The 14,633-nt window shown below is 62.8% G+C and carries 13 protein-coding genes; 9 read left to right on the top strand and 4 right to left on the bottom strand.

The features are described 5' to 3' along the window. Positions 1 to 155 precede the first annotated feature (155 nt). Positions 156 to 1,043: an alpha/beta fold hydrolase gene (locus WBK19_RS06150; RefSeq protein WP_511287940.1), complete on the bottom strand. Its 888-nt coding sequence runs from the start codon at positions 1,041 to 1,043 to the stop codon at positions 156 to 158. Between the two features lie 144 nt (positions 1,044 to 1,187). On the opposite strand from WBK19_RS06150, the gene WBK19_RS06145 reads away from it, so the two are divergent. The 6 genes from WBK19_RS06145 (at position 1,188) to WBK19_RS06120 (ending at position 8,487) form a co-directional block, all read left to right on the top strand. Then, a complete protein-coding gene (locus tag WBK19_RS06145; RefSeq protein ID WP_511287938.1) occupies positions 1,188 to 1,985 on the top strand; it encodes a phytochelatin synthase family protein in 798 nt (265 codons plus the stop codon). A 463-nt stretch (positions 1,986 to 2,448) separates the two neighbouring features. Next, complete coding sequence (locus tag WBK19_RS06140; RefSeq protein ID WP_511287936.1) at positions 2,449 to 2,796, top strand: ArsR/SmtB family transcription factor; 348 nt, start codon at positions 2,449 to 2,451, stop codon at positions 2,794 to 2,796. Continuing rightward, complete coding sequence (aas, locus tag WBK19_RS06135) at positions 2,796 to 4,937, top strand: bifunctional acyl-ACP--phospholipid O-acyltransferase/long-chain-fatty-acid--ACP ligase (RefSeq protein WP_511287934.1); 2,142 nt, start codon at positions 2,796 to 2,798, stop codon at positions 4,935 to 4,937. The genes WBK19_RS06140 and aas overlap by 1 nt, the downstream gene beginning before the upstream one ends. A gap of 35 nt (positions 4,938 to 4,972) precedes the next feature. After that, the gene (locus tag WBK19_RS06130; protein WP_511287932.1) at positions 4,973 to 6,220 is read left to right on the top strand and encodes an amidohydrolase family protein; all 1,248 of its coding nucleotides are present in this window, start codon (positions 4,973 to 4,975) and stop codon (positions 6,218 to 6,220) included. After that, entirely contained in the window at positions 6,217 to 8,097 is a 1,881-nt protein-coding gene (locus tag WBK19_RS06125; protein ID WP_511287930.1) for an MFS transporter, read from the top strand. Before WBK19_RS06130 ends, WBK19_RS06125 begins: the two co-directional genes overlap by 4 nt. Before the next feature lie 15 nt (positions 8,098 to 8,112). Beyond that, positions 8,113 to 8,487 (top strand): response regulator, encoded by a 375-nt coding sequence (locus tag WBK19_RS06120; RefSeq protein ID WP_511287928.1) that lies wholly within the window; start codon positions 8,113 to 8,115, stop codon positions 8,485 to 8,487. A gap of 32 nt (positions 8,488 to 8,519) precedes the next feature. Here the strand turns inward: WBK19_RS06120 and WBK19_RS06115 are convergent, their stop codons facing one another. Then, positions 8,520 to 10,412, bottom strand: a complete 1,893-nt coding sequence (locus WBK19_RS06115) for an energy transducer TonB (protein ID WP_511287926.1) — start codon at positions 10,410 to 10,412, stop codon at positions 8,520 to 8,522. A 302-nt stretch (positions 10,413 to 10,714) separates the two neighbouring features. Here WBK19_RS06115 and WBK19_RS06110 point away from each other — a divergent pair, with 302 nt between their 5' ends. Then, positions 10,715 to 11,677 carry a transglutaminase-like domain-containing protein gene (locus tag WBK19_RS06110; RefSeq protein ID WP_511287924.1) on the top strand — a complete coding sequence of 321 codons (963 nt, stop codon included), beginning with the start codon at positions 10,715 to 10,717 and terminating at the stop codon, positions 11,675 to 11,677. Positions 11,678 to 11,818: 141 nt separating this feature from the next. Here the strand turns inward: WBK19_RS06110 and WBK19_RS06105 are convergent, their stop codons facing one another. Further along, positions 11,819 to 12,004 carry a CsbD family protein gene (locus WBK19_RS06105; RefSeq protein WP_511287922.1) on the bottom strand — a complete coding sequence of 62 codons (186 nt, stop codon included), beginning with the start codon at positions 12,002 to 12,004 and terminating at the stop codon, positions 11,819 to 11,821. Positions 12,005 to 12,215: 211 nt separating this feature from the next. Here WBK19_RS06105 and WBK19_RS06100 point away from each other — a divergent pair, with 211 nt between their 5' ends. Next, positions 12,216 to 13,247, top strand: a complete 1,032-nt coding sequence (locus WBK19_RS06100; protein ID WP_511287920.1) for an extracellular catalytic domain type 1 short-chain-length polyhydroxyalkanoate depolymerase — start codon at positions 12,216 to 12,218, stop codon at positions 13,245 to 13,247. A 34-nt stretch (positions 13,248 to 13,281) separates the two neighbouring features. Here the strand turns inward: WBK19_RS06100 and WBK19_RS06095 are convergent, their stop codons facing one another. Continuing rightward, positions 13,282 to 13,617, bottom strand: coding sequence for a J domain-containing protein (locus tag WBK19_RS06095; protein ID WP_511287918.1), 336 nt, complete (start codon positions 13,615 to 13,617; stop codon positions 13,282 to 13,284). 248 nt (positions 13,618 to 13,865) lie between these two features. On the opposite strand from WBK19_RS06095, the gene WBK19_RS06090 reads away from it, so the two are divergent. After that, a complete protein-coding gene (locus WBK19_RS06090) occupies positions 13,866 to 14,627 on the top strand; it encodes a hypothetical protein (protein ID WP_511287916.1) in 762 nt (253 codons plus the stop codon). The last annotated feature ends 6 nt before the right edge of the window (positions 14,628 to 14,633 follow it).

Below are 14,633 nucleotides of genomic sequence, written 5' to 3'. Positions count from 1 at the left end.
CGGTGGTTATTCTTGCTCTGGCCTGCTTCATGGCCGCCAAGCTGGCCTCCAAGACGGCCTACCACTAAGCCGGTAACGCCCATCTGAAAGCCGGGGTTTCCCGGCTTTTTTCATTTTTGGCCAAAATTTCCGGTTGACCGTGGGATTCCCCCAAATCAGCCAATAAATGCCTCGACAATGCGCGCCACCTCGGCCGGTTGGTCGTGGTGCAACATGTGGTCGGCCTGCTCGACCCATTCTTCGCGGACATTGGCAAAACACGCCTGACGCGCCTCCCAGTCGCCCGGCCGCTGGCCGAAATCACGGATGACCCACGATTGCCGGCCGGCCACCCAGAGCACCGGGCAGGTGATCTGCTTCCAGATCGCCATCGACTCTTCGAGCCGGAACAAATACGGCGCCGGCGCCTTGTGCCACGGGTCGCCATTCCAGATGATGCCGTGATGACGCAGGCCGGCCCGGTTTTCGCCATCGCCGACGCGGGCCAGATGCTTGGCCAGAAACTCGGCGCGCTCGACCGTCAAAAAGCGGTCGCTGTGCAGCAGTCGGCGGGCAAAGGCCGCGCGGTCCGCATAAGCGTGCATGCGCGGCGGTTTTTTGATGGCGCCCAGCCACTGCTGGTAGCGCTCCGGGGCCATCTCCGGCGTCGTCGGCGCAATGCCGAAACCCTCCAGCGACACCACGCTCTCCACCCGCTCGGGCCGAATGCCGGCATAAAGACAGGAAAGAATGCCGCCCATGCTGTGGCCGACCAGCTTGACCTTGCCTTCGGGCGCATAGCGGTCGACGATGGCCTCCATGTCGCCGAGGTGCTCGGCGAAAAAGTAGGGCCGGTTCAACCATTCCGATTGCCCGAAGCCGCGCCAGTCCGGCGCCACGATATTCCAGTCCCTGGCCAGTTCATCAACGACAAACTGGAACGAGGCCGAAACATCCATCCAGCCATGCAGCAGGAAGAGCATCGGCGCATCGGGATTGCCCCATCGCCGAATGTGCAGGCGGACGTCGGGCAGGTCGAGAAATTCGGAGCGTGAAGGTTTCATCGTGGTTCGGCACGGCTTGCCGCGTGACACGGCGCAAGCCCGCCCTGGCGGTTGGGGACAAGCCATTTTGACATGCTTTGATGGCATCCCGTTCGCGTTGCTTCGGACGTTAAAATGACCTTTCCCTGTTCGCTGGAGAGATCAATGTCAAAGTCCGGCCGCTTTGCCAGCGCGCTGTTCATGGCCTGCATGCTCAGCGCCTCCGCGCTCGCCCGAGAAGACGCCACGCCGCAAGTCCAGCCACTGGTGCCCTTCGCCTCGACCGAGGGCCTGGAGCGCCTGGCGCGGAGTACGGCAAAAAGCGACTTCGCCCCGCTCGCCAACCAGTTCGAAGCCCAAGCCACCATCGCCTTCTGCGGCCCGACGACCGCTGCCATCGTCCTCAACACCCTGCGCCCATCGGCCACCGAGACGCCCCGCGACCGCAGCCGCCTGCGTCCGGAGGATGCCCTCTACCTGCCCAAAAGCCTGGAACTGACCGTGCCCCGGTACACCCAGGAAAGCGTCATTGCCACCGGCAAGAAAACGCGCGCCCAGGTCTTCGGCGAGCCCTCTACCGTCAACGGCAAGGTCGTGCGCGACGGCGGCTACCAGATTCGCCAGCTCGACGAGGTTCTCAAGGCCCACGCCCTCGCCACCCGCCTGGTCATCGTCGATGCGCAAACCGCCGAGGCCGATATCCGCCGTGATCTCATCGACAACCTCAACCGCCCCGGCGATGTGGTCATCGTCAACTACCAACGCGCCGCCGTCGGCCAATCCGGCGGCGGCCACATTTCGCCCCTCGCCGCCTACGACGCCGCGACCGACTCGGTGCTCATCCTCGACGTCAATCCCAGCCATTTCCCGTGGGTCTGGATGCCTGTTTCCACATTGGTCAAAGGAATGCGAACCAGGGATGTGGTCGAGAACCGGGGCTATATTCTGGTTAAGACGCCCTGAGCGGTTAGACGTACGTCACAGGTACTTCGTTGGCCTTCGCTGGCGTTCGATTTCACTCCAGACAACGACAGTGCCTGGAATAGCAATAGTCATTTACGTTGCCCGCAAAAAGTCGGGACCACTCGGTCAGCTATCTGGCGACGACGTCCACACTTTCCTGGTCGGGGGCTGTAGCAGCCCTAAGTCCACCAAGGGTCTGCCCCGGTATCTTCATCGTCATCCGTTTCGATCCCTTCTTCTTCACGCTCATCATGAAAAGGGTGGTCCGGTTTATGGGGGTGATGGATAGGATCCTTGGGATTTGGGGTGTCGGGTTCTACGGGCTCTACGGGCTGACGGCCAGGTGAAATCGCCATAAACATTCCTCACTACAATCGTTCAATACCTTTGGGCAGATATACCTTTGCAAGGTTGCAATTCATTGAACATGCAACTCAACGGAGAAAATCTCCCTGAAACAGTATTGACAACACATATCGACGTAACTAAGATCGTCGATATGAAAAACGACTACACCCAAACCATCCCGGCTGAATGGCAGGCGATGTCCCGGATTTTCGTGGCGCTGGGCGATGAGCATCGCCAGCGCATTCTGCTGCTTTTTGAGCCGGGTGAGCGGCTCAATGTCGGGCACATTGCCGAGGTGTCGACGCTGGCCCGGTCGACGGTCTCGCACCATCTGAAAATCCTGCACGAATCCGGCGTACTGGCTTCCGAGAAGATCGGCAAGGAGGTCTGGTTCTGGATCAACCGCGATTCGCTGGAAGCGACGTTCACCAACGTCCTGAATTACCTCAAGGAAAATTCCTGATGCGCAAATTGTTGCGGCCGCTGTTGCGCGGCCTGGCCCGGTTGTTTTTTCGCGTCGAAATTTCGGCGCAACAGGCCAATTTCAAGCACGAGCGACTGCTCATCATCGCCAATCACCAGTCCTTTCTCGATGGTCTCCTGATCGGGCTTTTCCTGCCCATCGACCCGGTTTTCGTCGTCCATACGACCATCGCCGAGAGCTTTTTCTTCCGCATCCTGCTTTCGCAGGTCGAGTATCTGGCGGTCGATCCGACCAGCCCGATGGCCATGAAGAAGGTCATCCGCCTGATCGAATCGGGCCGTCCGGTGGTCATCTTCCCGGAAGGCCGGATCACGCAGACCGGTTCGCTCATGAAGGTCTACGACGGCCCGGCCTTCGTTGCCGCCAAGACGGGGGCGACGGTGGTGCCGGTGCGCCTTGATGGCGCTTCGCGCAGCTATTTCTCGCGCTTGTCGGGCAAGCATCCGAAGACGCTGTTCCCGAAAATCCGCCTCAGCATTCTGGCCGCGCGCCATTTCCCGATGCCGGAAGGCGCCACTGCCAAGCTACGTCGCCGCAAGTCGGGCGAGGCCATGCGCCGGCTGATGCAGGAAATGATTTTCGCCTCGCGCCCGCAGCAAACGCTGTTCTCCGCGCTGTGCGATGCGGCCGACATCTACGGCCGCGGCCGTCGCCTGCTCGAAGACGTCAAGCAGATCGAGTATTCGTATAACGACCTGTTCAAGATGGCGCTGATGCTCGGCCGCCAGATCGAGCGCATCACGCAGCCCGGCGAAAAGGTCGGCCTGCTGCTGCCCAACCTCGTGCCGACAATTGGCCTGGTTTTCGGGTTGACCGCAAGAAAGCGCATCCCGGCCATGCTCAACTATTCGGCTGGCACCGACGCCATGCAGGCCGCTGTCGATGCGGCTGAAATCCGCACGGTGGTCACCTCGCGCGCCTTCGTCGAGCAGGCCAAGCTGACCGACAAACTGGCCGGCTTGAAGGGCGTCGAGCTGGTCTATCTCGAAGATGTCCGCGAAAAGATCGGCCTCGGCGACAAGCTGTGGCTGATGGGCTACGCGCTGCACTTCCCGCGCGCCTTTGCCTTGCCGGCCTCGCCCGAAGACGCCGCCGTCGTGCTCTTCACCTCGGGCTCCGAAGGCAAGCCGAAAGGCGTCGTGCTGCCGCACCGCGCCATCCTTGCCAACGTCGCGCAGATCTGCTCGGTCATCGATTTTTCGGTCCACGACAAGGTGCTCAATGCCCTGCCCATTTTCCATTCCTTCGGCCTGACGGCCGGCGCGCTGCTGCCGGTGCTGAGCGGTGCCAGCCTCTTTCTCTACCCGTCGCCGCTGCACTACCGGGTGATTCCCGAGCTGGCCTACGACCGTGGCTGCACAGTGCTTTTCGGCACCTCGACCTTCCTCGCCAACTACGCGAAGTTCGCCAATCCCTACGATTTCTATCGCCTGCGTTACGTTGTGGCCGGCGCCGAAAAACTGTCGGAATCGGTGCGCAATCAGTGGTTCGAGAAATTCGGGCTACGTATTTTTGAAGGCTACGGCGCGACCGAAACGGCGCCGGTGCTCGCCGTCAACACGCCAATGGCCTACCGCACCGGCACCGTTGGCAACCTGCTGCCGGGCGTTGAACACAAGTTGGTGCCGGTTCCCGGTATTGCTGGCGGCGGCATCCTGCATGTCCGCGGTCCGAACGTCATGGCCGGTTACCTCAAGGCCGACAAGCCAGGCGTGCTGCAACCGCCGGTCTCCGACCTCGGTGACGGCTGGTACGAAACCGGCGACGTGGTCGAGCTGGATGAAGACGGTTTCGTGAAAATCGTCGGCCGCGTCAAACGCTTCGCCAAGATTGCCGGCGAAATGGTCAGCCTCGAAGTCGTCGAGAAGCTCGCCACTGCGACCTCGCCAGCGCTGCCCCACGCTGCCTCCAGCCAGCCCGATGCGGCCAAGGGCGAGGCGTTGGTGCTATTCACAACCGATGGCAGCCTGACCCGCGAACTGCTCGCCGCCAAGGCCCGCGCAACCGGCATCCCAGAACTGGCTGTGCCGCGCAAGATTCACAAGGTCGAGTCGCTGCCGCTGCTTGGCACCGGCAAGGTCGATTACGTCACGCTGAAACGCTTGGCGGAGGCGGTATGAGCCGTTTTCGAGATTCCCACGGTCAACCGGAAAAAATGCCCAAAAATGAAATTTCAGCGGACCGGGGGCGGCGCCGCTTCATAGGCTGGCTGGCCGGCGGAGCTGCGCTGGCAGCCGGCGGCACGGCCCTGGCCAAGCCGCTGCTGGTCAACAAATGCCGCGTTGCCATTCCGGCCGGGCTGATCGATAGCCCGTGGCTGCAACAAGCTTGGGCCGGGATCGACCCGACGCAACTCTGGGACTGCCACGTCCATCTGGCCGGCATTGGCGATGGTGGCAGCGGCATCGTCGTCGGGCCGCAACTGTCTTCGCTCCTGCATCCGTTGCACTACGCCCAGCGCCTGTTCTACATGAACGCCGGCTGTGCCCACGATGCGCCGGGCAAGGTCGATCAGGCTTACGTCGCGCGCCTGCTCAACCTGTGCGACGCGATGCCGGATGGCTTCAAGGTCATGCTCTTCGCCTTTGAGCAATTTCACAACAGCAAGGGCGACGCCCATCCCGAGCATTCGGCCTTTTATGTGCCGAACGCCTGGGCGGCCAAGTTGGCGAAGGATTTCCCGGCACGCTTCGAGTGGGTCGCTTCGCTGCATCCCTACCACGTCGGAGCGGCCGACGACCTCAAGCTGGCCGTCGCCAACGGCGCCCGCGCCGTCAAATGGCTGCCCGCCGCCATGGGCATGGACCCGGCTGATGCCAAATGCGAACCCTTCTATCGCGTGCTGGCCGAATCCGGCACGCCGCTCATCGTCCATTGCGGCGAGGAAAAAGCCGTCAAAGGCAGCGATACCCAAGCCTTCGGCAACCCGCTGCGCCTGCGCCGGGCGCTCGATACCGGCGTCAAGGTCGTCGTCGCCCATTGCGCCTCGCTTGGCGACGATCTCGATGATGACGGGAAGGTACGCTCCAGTTTCGATCTCTTCCTCAAACTCATGGCCGAACCGCGCGCCAAAAACCTGCTGCATGGCGACATCTCGGCCATCACCCAGCGCAACCGCAAGCCGGCCCTGATCCGCACGCTGCTCGAACGCAACGACCTGCACGTCCGCCTGCTGCACGGTTCCGACTACCCATTGCCCGGCATCGTGCCGCTGACCTCGACGGCTGCCCTGGCGCGGGCCGGCCTGCTGCCGAAAGCGGCGATTAACGATCTCGACATCCTGCGTCAGCACAATCCGCTGCTCTTCGATTTCACCCTCAAGCGCCTGCTCAACTGGCAGGGCCATTCCTTTTCACCGGCGGTCTTCAACACCCGCCGACTTTTTGCTGCGAGCCACGCATGAGCGGTCAATTCGGACTCCTGAAAACCCGGCGTTTTGCGCCTTTCTTCGTCACGCAGTTTCTTGGCGCCTTCAACGACAACCTGTTCAAGAACGCGCTGGTCGTCTTGCTGACTTTCCAGGCGGCGCAATGGACGACGCTCAAGCCGGAACTGCTGGCCAACATGGCGGCGGGCGTGTTCATCCTGCCCTTTTTCCTGTTCTCGGCGACGGCTGGGCAATTGGCCGACAAGTTCGACAAGGCGATGCTGGCACGGCTGGTCAAGGTGCTCGAAATGGTCATCATGGGCGTCGCGGCGGCCGGCTTTTTTCTGCACAGCCTGCCCGTGCTGATGGGCGCGCTGTTCCTGCTCGGTTGCCATTCGACGCTGTTCGGGCCGGTCAAGTACGCGATCATGCCGCAGCATCTGCATGAGGATGAGCTGGTCGGCGGCAATGCGCTGATCGAGGCCGGGACGTTTGTCGCCATCCTGATCGGCACGCTGGCCGGCGGCCTGCTCGCCGGTTCGGTCGAGCATCCGGCCTGGATCGCGGTCGGTGGTTTTGTCGTGGCCCTGGCCGGCTACCTGACCAGCCGCGGCATTCCGACCGCGCCGGCGCCGGCGCCCGAACTGACGATCAACCTCAATCCGCTGTCCGAAACCTGGCGCAATATTGCCTTCGCCCGGCAGAACCGCACCGTTTTCCTGTCCATCCTCGGCATTTCGTGGTTCTGGCTCTACGGCGCGCTCTTCCTCGCACAGTTCCCGGCCTACGCCAAGTTCGTGCTGGGCGGTGGCGAGTCGGCGGTGACGATGCTGCTCGCCATCTTCACGGTCGGCATCGGCATCGGTTCGATGCTTTGCGAGCGGATGTCGGGCAAGCATGTCGAAATCGGCCTGGTGCCTTTCGGCTCGATTGGCCTGACGCTGTTCGGCCTCGATCTGTATTTCGCCTCACCGGTCGGCCTGGTCGGCACGACGCCGCACGAACTGCTCGCCTTGCTCAGCATCCCGGCCATCTGGCGTGTACTGTTCGACCTCATGATGCTTGGCGTTTTCGGTGGCTTCTTCATCGTGCCGCTCTACGCGCTGGTCCAGTTGCGCAGTTCGCCCGAACACCGGGCGCGCATCATCGCCGCCAACAATATTCTCAATGCGTTGTTCATGGTCGTCGGCGCCCTCGGGGCGGCCAGCCTGCTCGGCGCCGGGCTGTCGATGCCGGCGCTGTTCGGCCTGGCGGCACTGCTCAATGCGCTGGTCGCGATCTACATCTACGGGCTGGTGCCGGAATTCCTGCTGCGCTTTGTCGCCTGGCTGCTGGTCAAGGCGGTGTACCGGCTGCGCACGGAAGGCATTGAGCACATCCCGCAGAAAGGCGCCGCCGTGCTCGTCGCCAACCATGTCAGTTTTGTCGATGCGGTGGTGATCATGGGCGCCTCGCCCCGGCCAGTGCGCTTCGTCATGGACCATCGCATTTTCAAAACGCCCTTGCTCGGTTTCATCTTCCGCCATTGCGGGGCGATTCCCATCGCCTCGGCCAAGGACGACCCAGCGATGATGGAAGCGGCTTTCGCCGAAGTCGGCAAGGCGCTGGCCAACGGCGATCTGGTCGGCATCTTCCCCGAAGGCCACATCAGCCGCGACGGGGAGTTGCAGACCTTCCGCCCGGGTATCTGCCGCATCCTCGCCGCCAACCCGGTGCCGGTCGTGCCGATGGCGCTGTCCGGGCTGTGGGGCAGCTATTTCTCACGCATCGACGGTGAGGCGATGAAAACGCCGTTCCGGCGCGGCGTGTTTTCGTCGATCAGCCTCCATGTCGGGGCGCCGATTTCTCCGGAGGCGGCGACGCCGACGCATTTGCAAGACGTTGTGGCAGAGTTGCGCGGAGCGCGCTTGTGAGGGGAGCCTGAGCGAATGAATCTGGTCGGCAAAAAAGTGCTGGTGGTTGATGACATGACCGCGATTCGGCAGGTCATCATGGCCCATCTCAAAAGCGTCGGTTGCGAGCCGCTGGGCGTCAGCAGCGGGCGCGTTGCGCTCGATCTGCTCGCCCGCCGTCCGTTCGATCTGGTCTTGTCAGACTGGAACATGCCGGGCATGGATGGAACACAACTGGTCACTGCGATCCGCGCCCGCAACAAGACCATTCCCATCGTCATGGTGACGGCCGAAGGCGACCCCAAGCTGTTGGAAACCCTGCGCGAGCTCGGCATCAGTGGCTACATCATCAAGCCGTTCAAGCCACAGGCTTTGCTCAAACTGTTGCAGAAGATCTTCCCGAAGCGCTGAGCGGCCCGGCAAGCAGCGGGACCGCTGCGCCGTCAGTAGAGCCGAATGGCCGAGTCGAAATGCCAGGTCCGGCGAATCTCGACGACATCGAAGTCGCGGCCCAGCGCTGCCGAGAAGGGCTGATAGGGCGCAAGATTTTGCACGATCTCCCGTATCGCGTTGTCGATGGCGGGCACGCCGCTGGACAGAACAAAGGTCACGGATTCGACCGAGCCGTCGCTGCGAATGGCTACCGTGACCAGCGGCTTGGTGTGCGGCTGTTTGACCAGCTCGCGTATCGATTCGAAGGCCGCGCTGAAATGGATCTTCCGGCTCCAGGCTTCGGCATACATGATCAGTTCGGCGTTGGGGTCGGCCCGCCCGAAGAGCCGGCCACGGCGCAAGGAGCTCGCCGACGGTGAAAGGCGCGCGGCCGCCGCCTGAGCTGCCTGGCGGCGGGCTGCTTCCTCGTCGAGTTGTCGGCCCATTGCCCGCCGCGCCGCGTCGCGTCTGGCATCCTGCTCACGCGCCTCACGCTGTGCCGCTTCCTGGCGGGCGGCGGCTTGCCGTTCGTTCTCCTGACGTTCGGCGGCCAGCCGCTCGGTTTCAGCCCGGGCGGCTTCCTGACGTGCCGCTTCCCGTTTCGCTGCTTCCTGGCGGGCGGCAGCTTGCCGTTCGTTCTCCTGACGTTCGGCGGCGAGGCGCTCGGTTTCAGCCCGGGCAGCTTCCTGATGTGCTGCTTCCCGTTTCGCTGCTTCCTGGCGGGCGGCAGCTTGCCGTTCGTTCTCCTGGAGCTCGGTGGCGAGACGCTCAGCTTCTGCCCGGGCGGCTTCCTGACGTGCCGCTTCCCGTTTCGCTGCTTCCTGGCGGGCGGCAGCTTGTCGTTCGTTCTGCTGACGTTCGGCGGCCAGCCGCTCGGTTTCTGCCCGAGCCGCTTCCTGACGCGCAGCCTCGCGCCGCGCTGCTTCCTGGCGGGCGGCGGCTTGTCGATCATTCGCTAGCTGCGCGGCGGCTAGGCGCTCGGTCTCAGCACGGGTGGCTTCCTGACGTGCCGCTTCCCGTCGCTCGGCTTCCTGGCGGACGGCAGCTTGTCGTTCGCTCTCCCGGCGTTCGGCCGCCAGTCGTTCAGCGTTTGCTCGTGTTGTTTCCTGCCGTGCTGTCTCCAGTCGGGCCGCTTCTTGGCGCGCCAATTCCTGCTGGGCTGCCTGTCGCGCATTTTCAAGGCGTTCGGCCTCAAGGCGTTCGGCCTCAAGGCGTTCGGCCTCAAGTCGCTCGGTTTCGCGTCGTGCGGCTTCCCGCTGCGCAGCCTCCTGCCGGGCGGCTTCTTCGCGCGCGGCGTCTTCGGCGACCGGTGTTGGCTCAACCGGCGCGGGAGGTACGATGAACTCGGGTTCCTTGGCGTCCTCCATGGCGATTACGGCTGGAAATGGCTTGGCCGGGGGCGGCGAAACGGTCGATATGTTGGCCGGGGCCGCGCTGTTTGTGGCCGGGCTGATATTCGCCGTCGGCGCGCTCGGCGACAGGATTGCTGTGGCGGGTTGTGCCGCCGGCGGCTCGGGAGTTTTGACTGCCACTGGCTCAGCAGCGACGGTTGGCTCGACTGCTCCGGGCGGAGCAGGAGCAGGAGCAGGAGCAGGAGCAGGGGGCGGCGTGATGGCTGGCTTCACCACTGTGACCGGTACCGGCGCGAGCACGATGCGCAGATCTGGCACCTCGACCCGTCGAGCTTGCCAGGGAAAGGCGAAGCCCGGCAGCCCGAATTCGTCACTGCCAAAGGCCAGGCTCAGCAGCAATGCATGAAACAGCAGTGAAAGCAGCATCGGCAGATAGAGTTGCCGATCGTCCTGAATCTGGCGATGGCCCGGCTGCGGGCCGGGGCGGACAGGATGGCTGTCCGGCGCCTGGCGCGGGGCGGGGGGCGGCTCCGGCGTGGTGTCGGGCTGCATGGATTTCAAGCGTGCTCAGCCATTGCGGCCCCGCCGGTGCGCTGGTCAGGAGCATGCAACCCATGATGCGGAGCTGCCTCGGTACCGGCGAGTTCACGGCCGGCCGGGGTCTCACCGGCAGCCAGGTCAGCAAATGGGTTGATATTCATGCATTTATTATGTGGGCAGAATGAAGCTGGCTGCAACGTAACCATGTTGATCGGCCGCCCAAGACGAATGCCGGTGACGCAAACGCGTTATGTACGCTGGCGCACCAACAGTCCGCATGAGATTCGCTACCGTGTCCCATTGAGCAGAAACGAATGCTCTCTCCTCTAACCATTGAACGGTGGCTTGCGGACGACATGATCCGGATCGAATTGAATATTGACTTGAAATACGAAATCGACAACGCGGGGGCCGATTTTGTCTTCAACATCCATGCGGCGCACACGCCGAATCAGCGTGTTTTCGCGGAAAACCTGGTGCTAAGCCAGTCGCTCCCGATCCGGATGTATACGACGCCGGTTACTGGCAACCGTCACTTTCAGGTGCGCGCGGCGCCTGGTCCCTTGAATGTTTCTTATAGCGCGACGATTGATCTCGTTCACCACTTTGCCGATCCGGCGACTATCGCCGAAGTGGCCGTGCGCGACATTCCGCCCGAGGTGATGGGTTATATCTATCCCAGCCGCTATTGCCAGTCGGACCGCCTGATCAAGCTGGCCAACAACGAGTTCGGACAATTGCCCCAGGGTTACAGCCGGGTGCAGGCCATCCACGACTGGATCAGAAGGCACGTTGCTTTCAAGCTGAACAGTACCAATACCAACACCTCGGCCGCCGATACGCTGATCGAACGGGTCGGCGTCTGTCGCGACTTCGCCCATTTGATGATTGCCCTTTGCCGCGCCCTCAATATTCCGGCCCGTTTCGCCACGGGCACCGATTACGGGGCTGACCCGACGCTTGGGCCCTCCGATTTTCAGGCCTATGTCGAGGTTTATCTGGGGCACCGCTGGTATATCTTCGATCCGTCCGGCACGGGAATCCCCATGGGGTTCGTGCGTTTTGGCACGGGGCGAGATGCTGCCGAATTGTCTTTCGCGACGGTTTTTGGTGGCGTCGGGACGCATCCGGCAGTCATTCGTGCCGTGGCTGTCGAGGATGCGGCCAACGGTCTGGTGCTTCCCTATTTTTGCCATGAGGCCTTGTCGACCGACAGTCCCATGCTGCCTGCAGCCGCCGACTTCACCCCGATAACGGAGCAGCCCTTGCTTTGGTAGTGGCTGCGGCGAGGGACTTTTGCCCGGGCGGCGAGATTTCAATTTTGGTCAATTTTTCCGGTTGACCGTGGGATTGCGTTTCAGCTTGCCGGGCAGACTGGAATTAGCCCTGGCCGTCGGTTTGACCAGGGCTTCAAACGCTTATTTGCCCTTGACGGCATCCTTGAGGTCTTCTTTCAGATCGCCGAAGGCGGCCTGGGCTTTGCCTCCTGATTTCTGAATCTTTCCTTTCAGTTCCAGATCGTCGTTGCCGACGAGGTTGCCGGCGACTTCCTTGACTTTGCCCTTGGCTTCTTCGAGACGACCCTTGGCTTGATCCTTGTTCATGGTGTGCTCCTGGTATTGAAATTGATTTAGGTGGGGGGCGTCGAAATGCAATCCGGCACCCGAATGGCGAGAGTAGGCCGGCTGCTTCCGCAAATCGGTGCGCTGGCGCCCATAGCGAACAGGCTCGCCAAATGTTCGGGAGCCGACGCAGACAAAGAGGACTTGGCTCGATAATCGGGCGGCAGGTCGAACCTGATCGAGGAGGAAAACAATGGCAAGGCGCACACGAAAACCGGCCTGGAGCCGATCATTCCAGAGCGTATTGAAGACCATGACGCGGACGGCCATGCGCGTCGGCACCAAGGCCCTCAAGGAGGGCATGCGGGCGGCGCCATTGGTGGCCAAACGACTGCCGGCCAAGAAAACGATTGCGCCATCGGCCAACTGGACGACGGGGCTGGCCATCGGCACCGCCGGTCCGCGCCGCTACCGGCTCTACAAGCCGCCAGGCGTGCGCCGCAACGAGAGTCTGCCCTTGCTGGTCATGCTGCACGGCTGCGGGCAGGATGCCGAAGCGCTGGCCGCCAGCAGCCGGATGAACACGATTGCCGCCCGCGAGCGCTTTTTCGTGCTCTATCCCGAGCAGGATCGGCTGTCGAACGTGCAGGGCTGCTGGAACTGGTACGACACCCGCACAGGCAGGGCGCAAGCCGAAGCCAATTCAATCAGCGCCGCCATCGAACAGGTTTGCCTGACGCAAGCCATCGACCGCCGCCGTGTTGCCCTGGCCGGAATTTCCGCCGGAGCCGGCATGGCCGTGTTGCTGGCGACGCATCATCCGGAACGCTTTCGCGCCATCGCCATGCACTCGGGAATCGCGCCGGGCGTCGCCCACTCGTCGGCCGGCGCAATCAAGGCGATGTTCGGGCAAAGCGTGACGACCTCGCCACTGCCGGCCATTCCGCCCGACGTCAGGCTGCCCGCCTTGCTGGTCATCCACGGCGCCGCCGATCACGTGGTGGCCCCGGGGAATGGCGCCGAAGCGGCCATGCGCTGGGGCGAACGGGTTGGCGCCCGGGCCAGCACGCCGCGCCGGGTGCAGCGTGGGGCTCGTTATGCGGCGATGATCACCGATTATCGAAAAAGCGGCCGGCTAATTGCCACGCTGTGCGAAGTCGAGCGCCTTGGTCACGCCTGGAGTGGCGGCGCCGCGGGGCATTCTTACAGCGACCCCAAAGGCCCGGATGCCTCACGGATGATCTGGTCCTTCATCGCCCGGCAATTCGCCAGGGCGGCTGATTAGTCGTGGATTTTCGTCACGATGGCCGGCAGGATGATCAGTCGGGGTCGCTTCCCGGATGCAGCCAGAACCATGAAAAATATTGCATCAGGCTCAAGCCCCAATTGAAGGCGCTCATATTCGGCGCGGCCATTTTTAGCGCCCTGTTTTCGGCGCAACGGTTTTTTATCTGATGGTCGTAAGCCACCCGGGAATCGTGGCCTTTGAGCGTTCTGTAAGCTTCAGCGACATCCTTGAATTTCCGTTCGCCATCGCGGTCCGTGGTGACATCGGGATGAAAGCGCTGGGCGAGGCTCCGGAAAGCCGACTTGATCTCGGCGCACGAGGCGCACCGATCAACACGCAGGGTCAAGTAATGGTTCTCGCGCTTCATTGATTTCTCCTTCGAGTGGCGGTCCGCTTTGCTGGATGTCGCCTGTCGTGGATAGGTGCAGCTGTCGCCATAGCTTCCAAGCTACTCGGCTGTGCATGTCCGTCTGTTCGCTAGCTCGCATAGTGCCCGATATTTGAGGCCATCCGCAGCATTTGATTTTTGGTCAGTTTTTCCGGTTGACCGTGGCATTCCGGCTCAGGGCCGTGGCCTCCCGTTAAAATAGCGTTTTCCCCTCAATTCGATTCGCCATGACGACAGCCGCCCAAATTCCCGCCGATCAACTCGCCAAGCTGGCCAGCGCCGATACCCAGTGGCTGGCGGCGCGCATGGTGCAGGATGTTTTCGCCGGGGCTTTTCGTCAGGCGGCGACGGTCGATGCGGCGCCGGATGTGGCGGTGCTCGGCGAAGTGGCGGCGCACTGCTTCGACTGGTGCCGGGCCGGGGCCAGCGACGAGGCGCGGGCGCTGCGTCTGGCCATGCTGATCAGCGGCCTCGACCAATGGGGTCTGGCCTACACGCAGGCGTTCAATCTTGAGGCCATCCACTCGCTGACGGCACTGATCGGCGGCCTGCGCACCCGGCTCGATGCGCGTGAGGACACGCTCTTCCAGCAGTATTTCGAGCAGATCAACGATGTTGAGTCCGATGTCATCGACTTCAAGGTCGATCTGCGCCGCGGCATCCACCTCGCCTTGTGGCATGCCATGGCCGCTTGCGAAACGGCCGAGCAGGTGCAGGGCATCGTCCTGCCGCTGGGCAGCATGATGGTTGCCCTCAACGAACAGATGCCGGAACTCGGCTGGCGCCTGCTGGCCGATGCGCTGGCCAATATCCAGATTTCGCTGCTCTCCGATCTGGCGCCGAAATCGCCGCTCGCCCAGGACGGTACGCAACAGCTTTTCGCCTCCCTGCGCCACGCCCTGCCCGCCGAGCGCTACCAGGCCATCCTCGCCCACGCCGGGCAGGCGGTGGTGGCTTGGCAGCAGGCGAGTCGGCATAGCGCCACCTGAACCTTG

Source organism: Azonexus sp., assembly GCF_049652925.1.
Lineage (GTDB): Bacteria > Pseudomonadota > Gammaproteobacteria > Burkholderiales > Rhodocyclaceae > Azonexus.
This window is presented reverse-complemented; position numbering and strand designations above follow the sequence as displayed.

Coding starts and splice junctions, on each gene's coding strand:
- WBK19_RS06125 (WP_511287930.1), top strand. CDS start 6,217: ATGAGCGGTCAATTCGGACTCCTGAAAACCCGGCGTTTTGCGCCTTTC.
- WBK19_RS06105 (WP_511287922.1), bottom strand. CDS start 12,004: ATGAACAAGGATCAAGCCAAGGGTCGTCTCGAAGAAGCCAAGGGCAAA.
- WBK19_RS06110 (WP_511287924.1), top strand. CDS start 10,715: ATGCTCTCTCCTCTAACCATTGAACGGTGGCTTGCGGACGACATGATC.
- WBK19_RS06090 (WP_511287916.1), top strand. CDS start 13,866: ATGACGACAGCCGCCCAAATTCCCGCCGATCAACTCGCCAAGCTGGCC.
- aas (WP_511287934.1), top strand. CDS start 2,796: ATGCGCAAATTGTTGCGGCCGCTGTTGCGCGGCCTGGCCCGGTTGTTT.
- WBK19_RS06150 (WP_511287940.1), bottom strand. CDS start 1,043: ATGAAACCTTCACGCTCCGAATTTCTCGACCTGCCCGACGTCCGCCTG.
- WBK19_RS06095 (WP_511287918.1), bottom strand. CDS start 13,617: ATGAAGCGCGAGAACCATTACTTGACCCTGCGTGTTGATCGGTGCGCC.
- WBK19_RS06130 (WP_511287932.1), top strand. CDS start 4,973: ATGCCCAAAAATGAAATTTCAGCGGACCGGGGGCGGCGCCGCTTCATA.
- WBK19_RS06145 (WP_511287938.1), top strand. CDS start 1,188: ATGTCAAAGTCCGGCCGCTTTGCCAGCGCGCTGTTCATGGCCTGCATG.
- WBK19_RS06120 (WP_511287928.1), top strand. CDS start 8,113: ATGAATCTGGTCGGCAAAAAAGTGCTGGTGGTTGATGACATGACCGCG.
- WBK19_RS06100 (WP_511287920.1), top strand. CDS start 12,216: ATGGCAAGGCGCACACGAAAACCGGCCTGGAGCCGATCATTCCAGAGC.
- WBK19_RS06115 (WP_511287926.1), bottom strand. CDS start 10,412: ATGCAGCCCGACACCACGCCGGAGCCGCCCCCCGCCCCGCGCCAGGCG.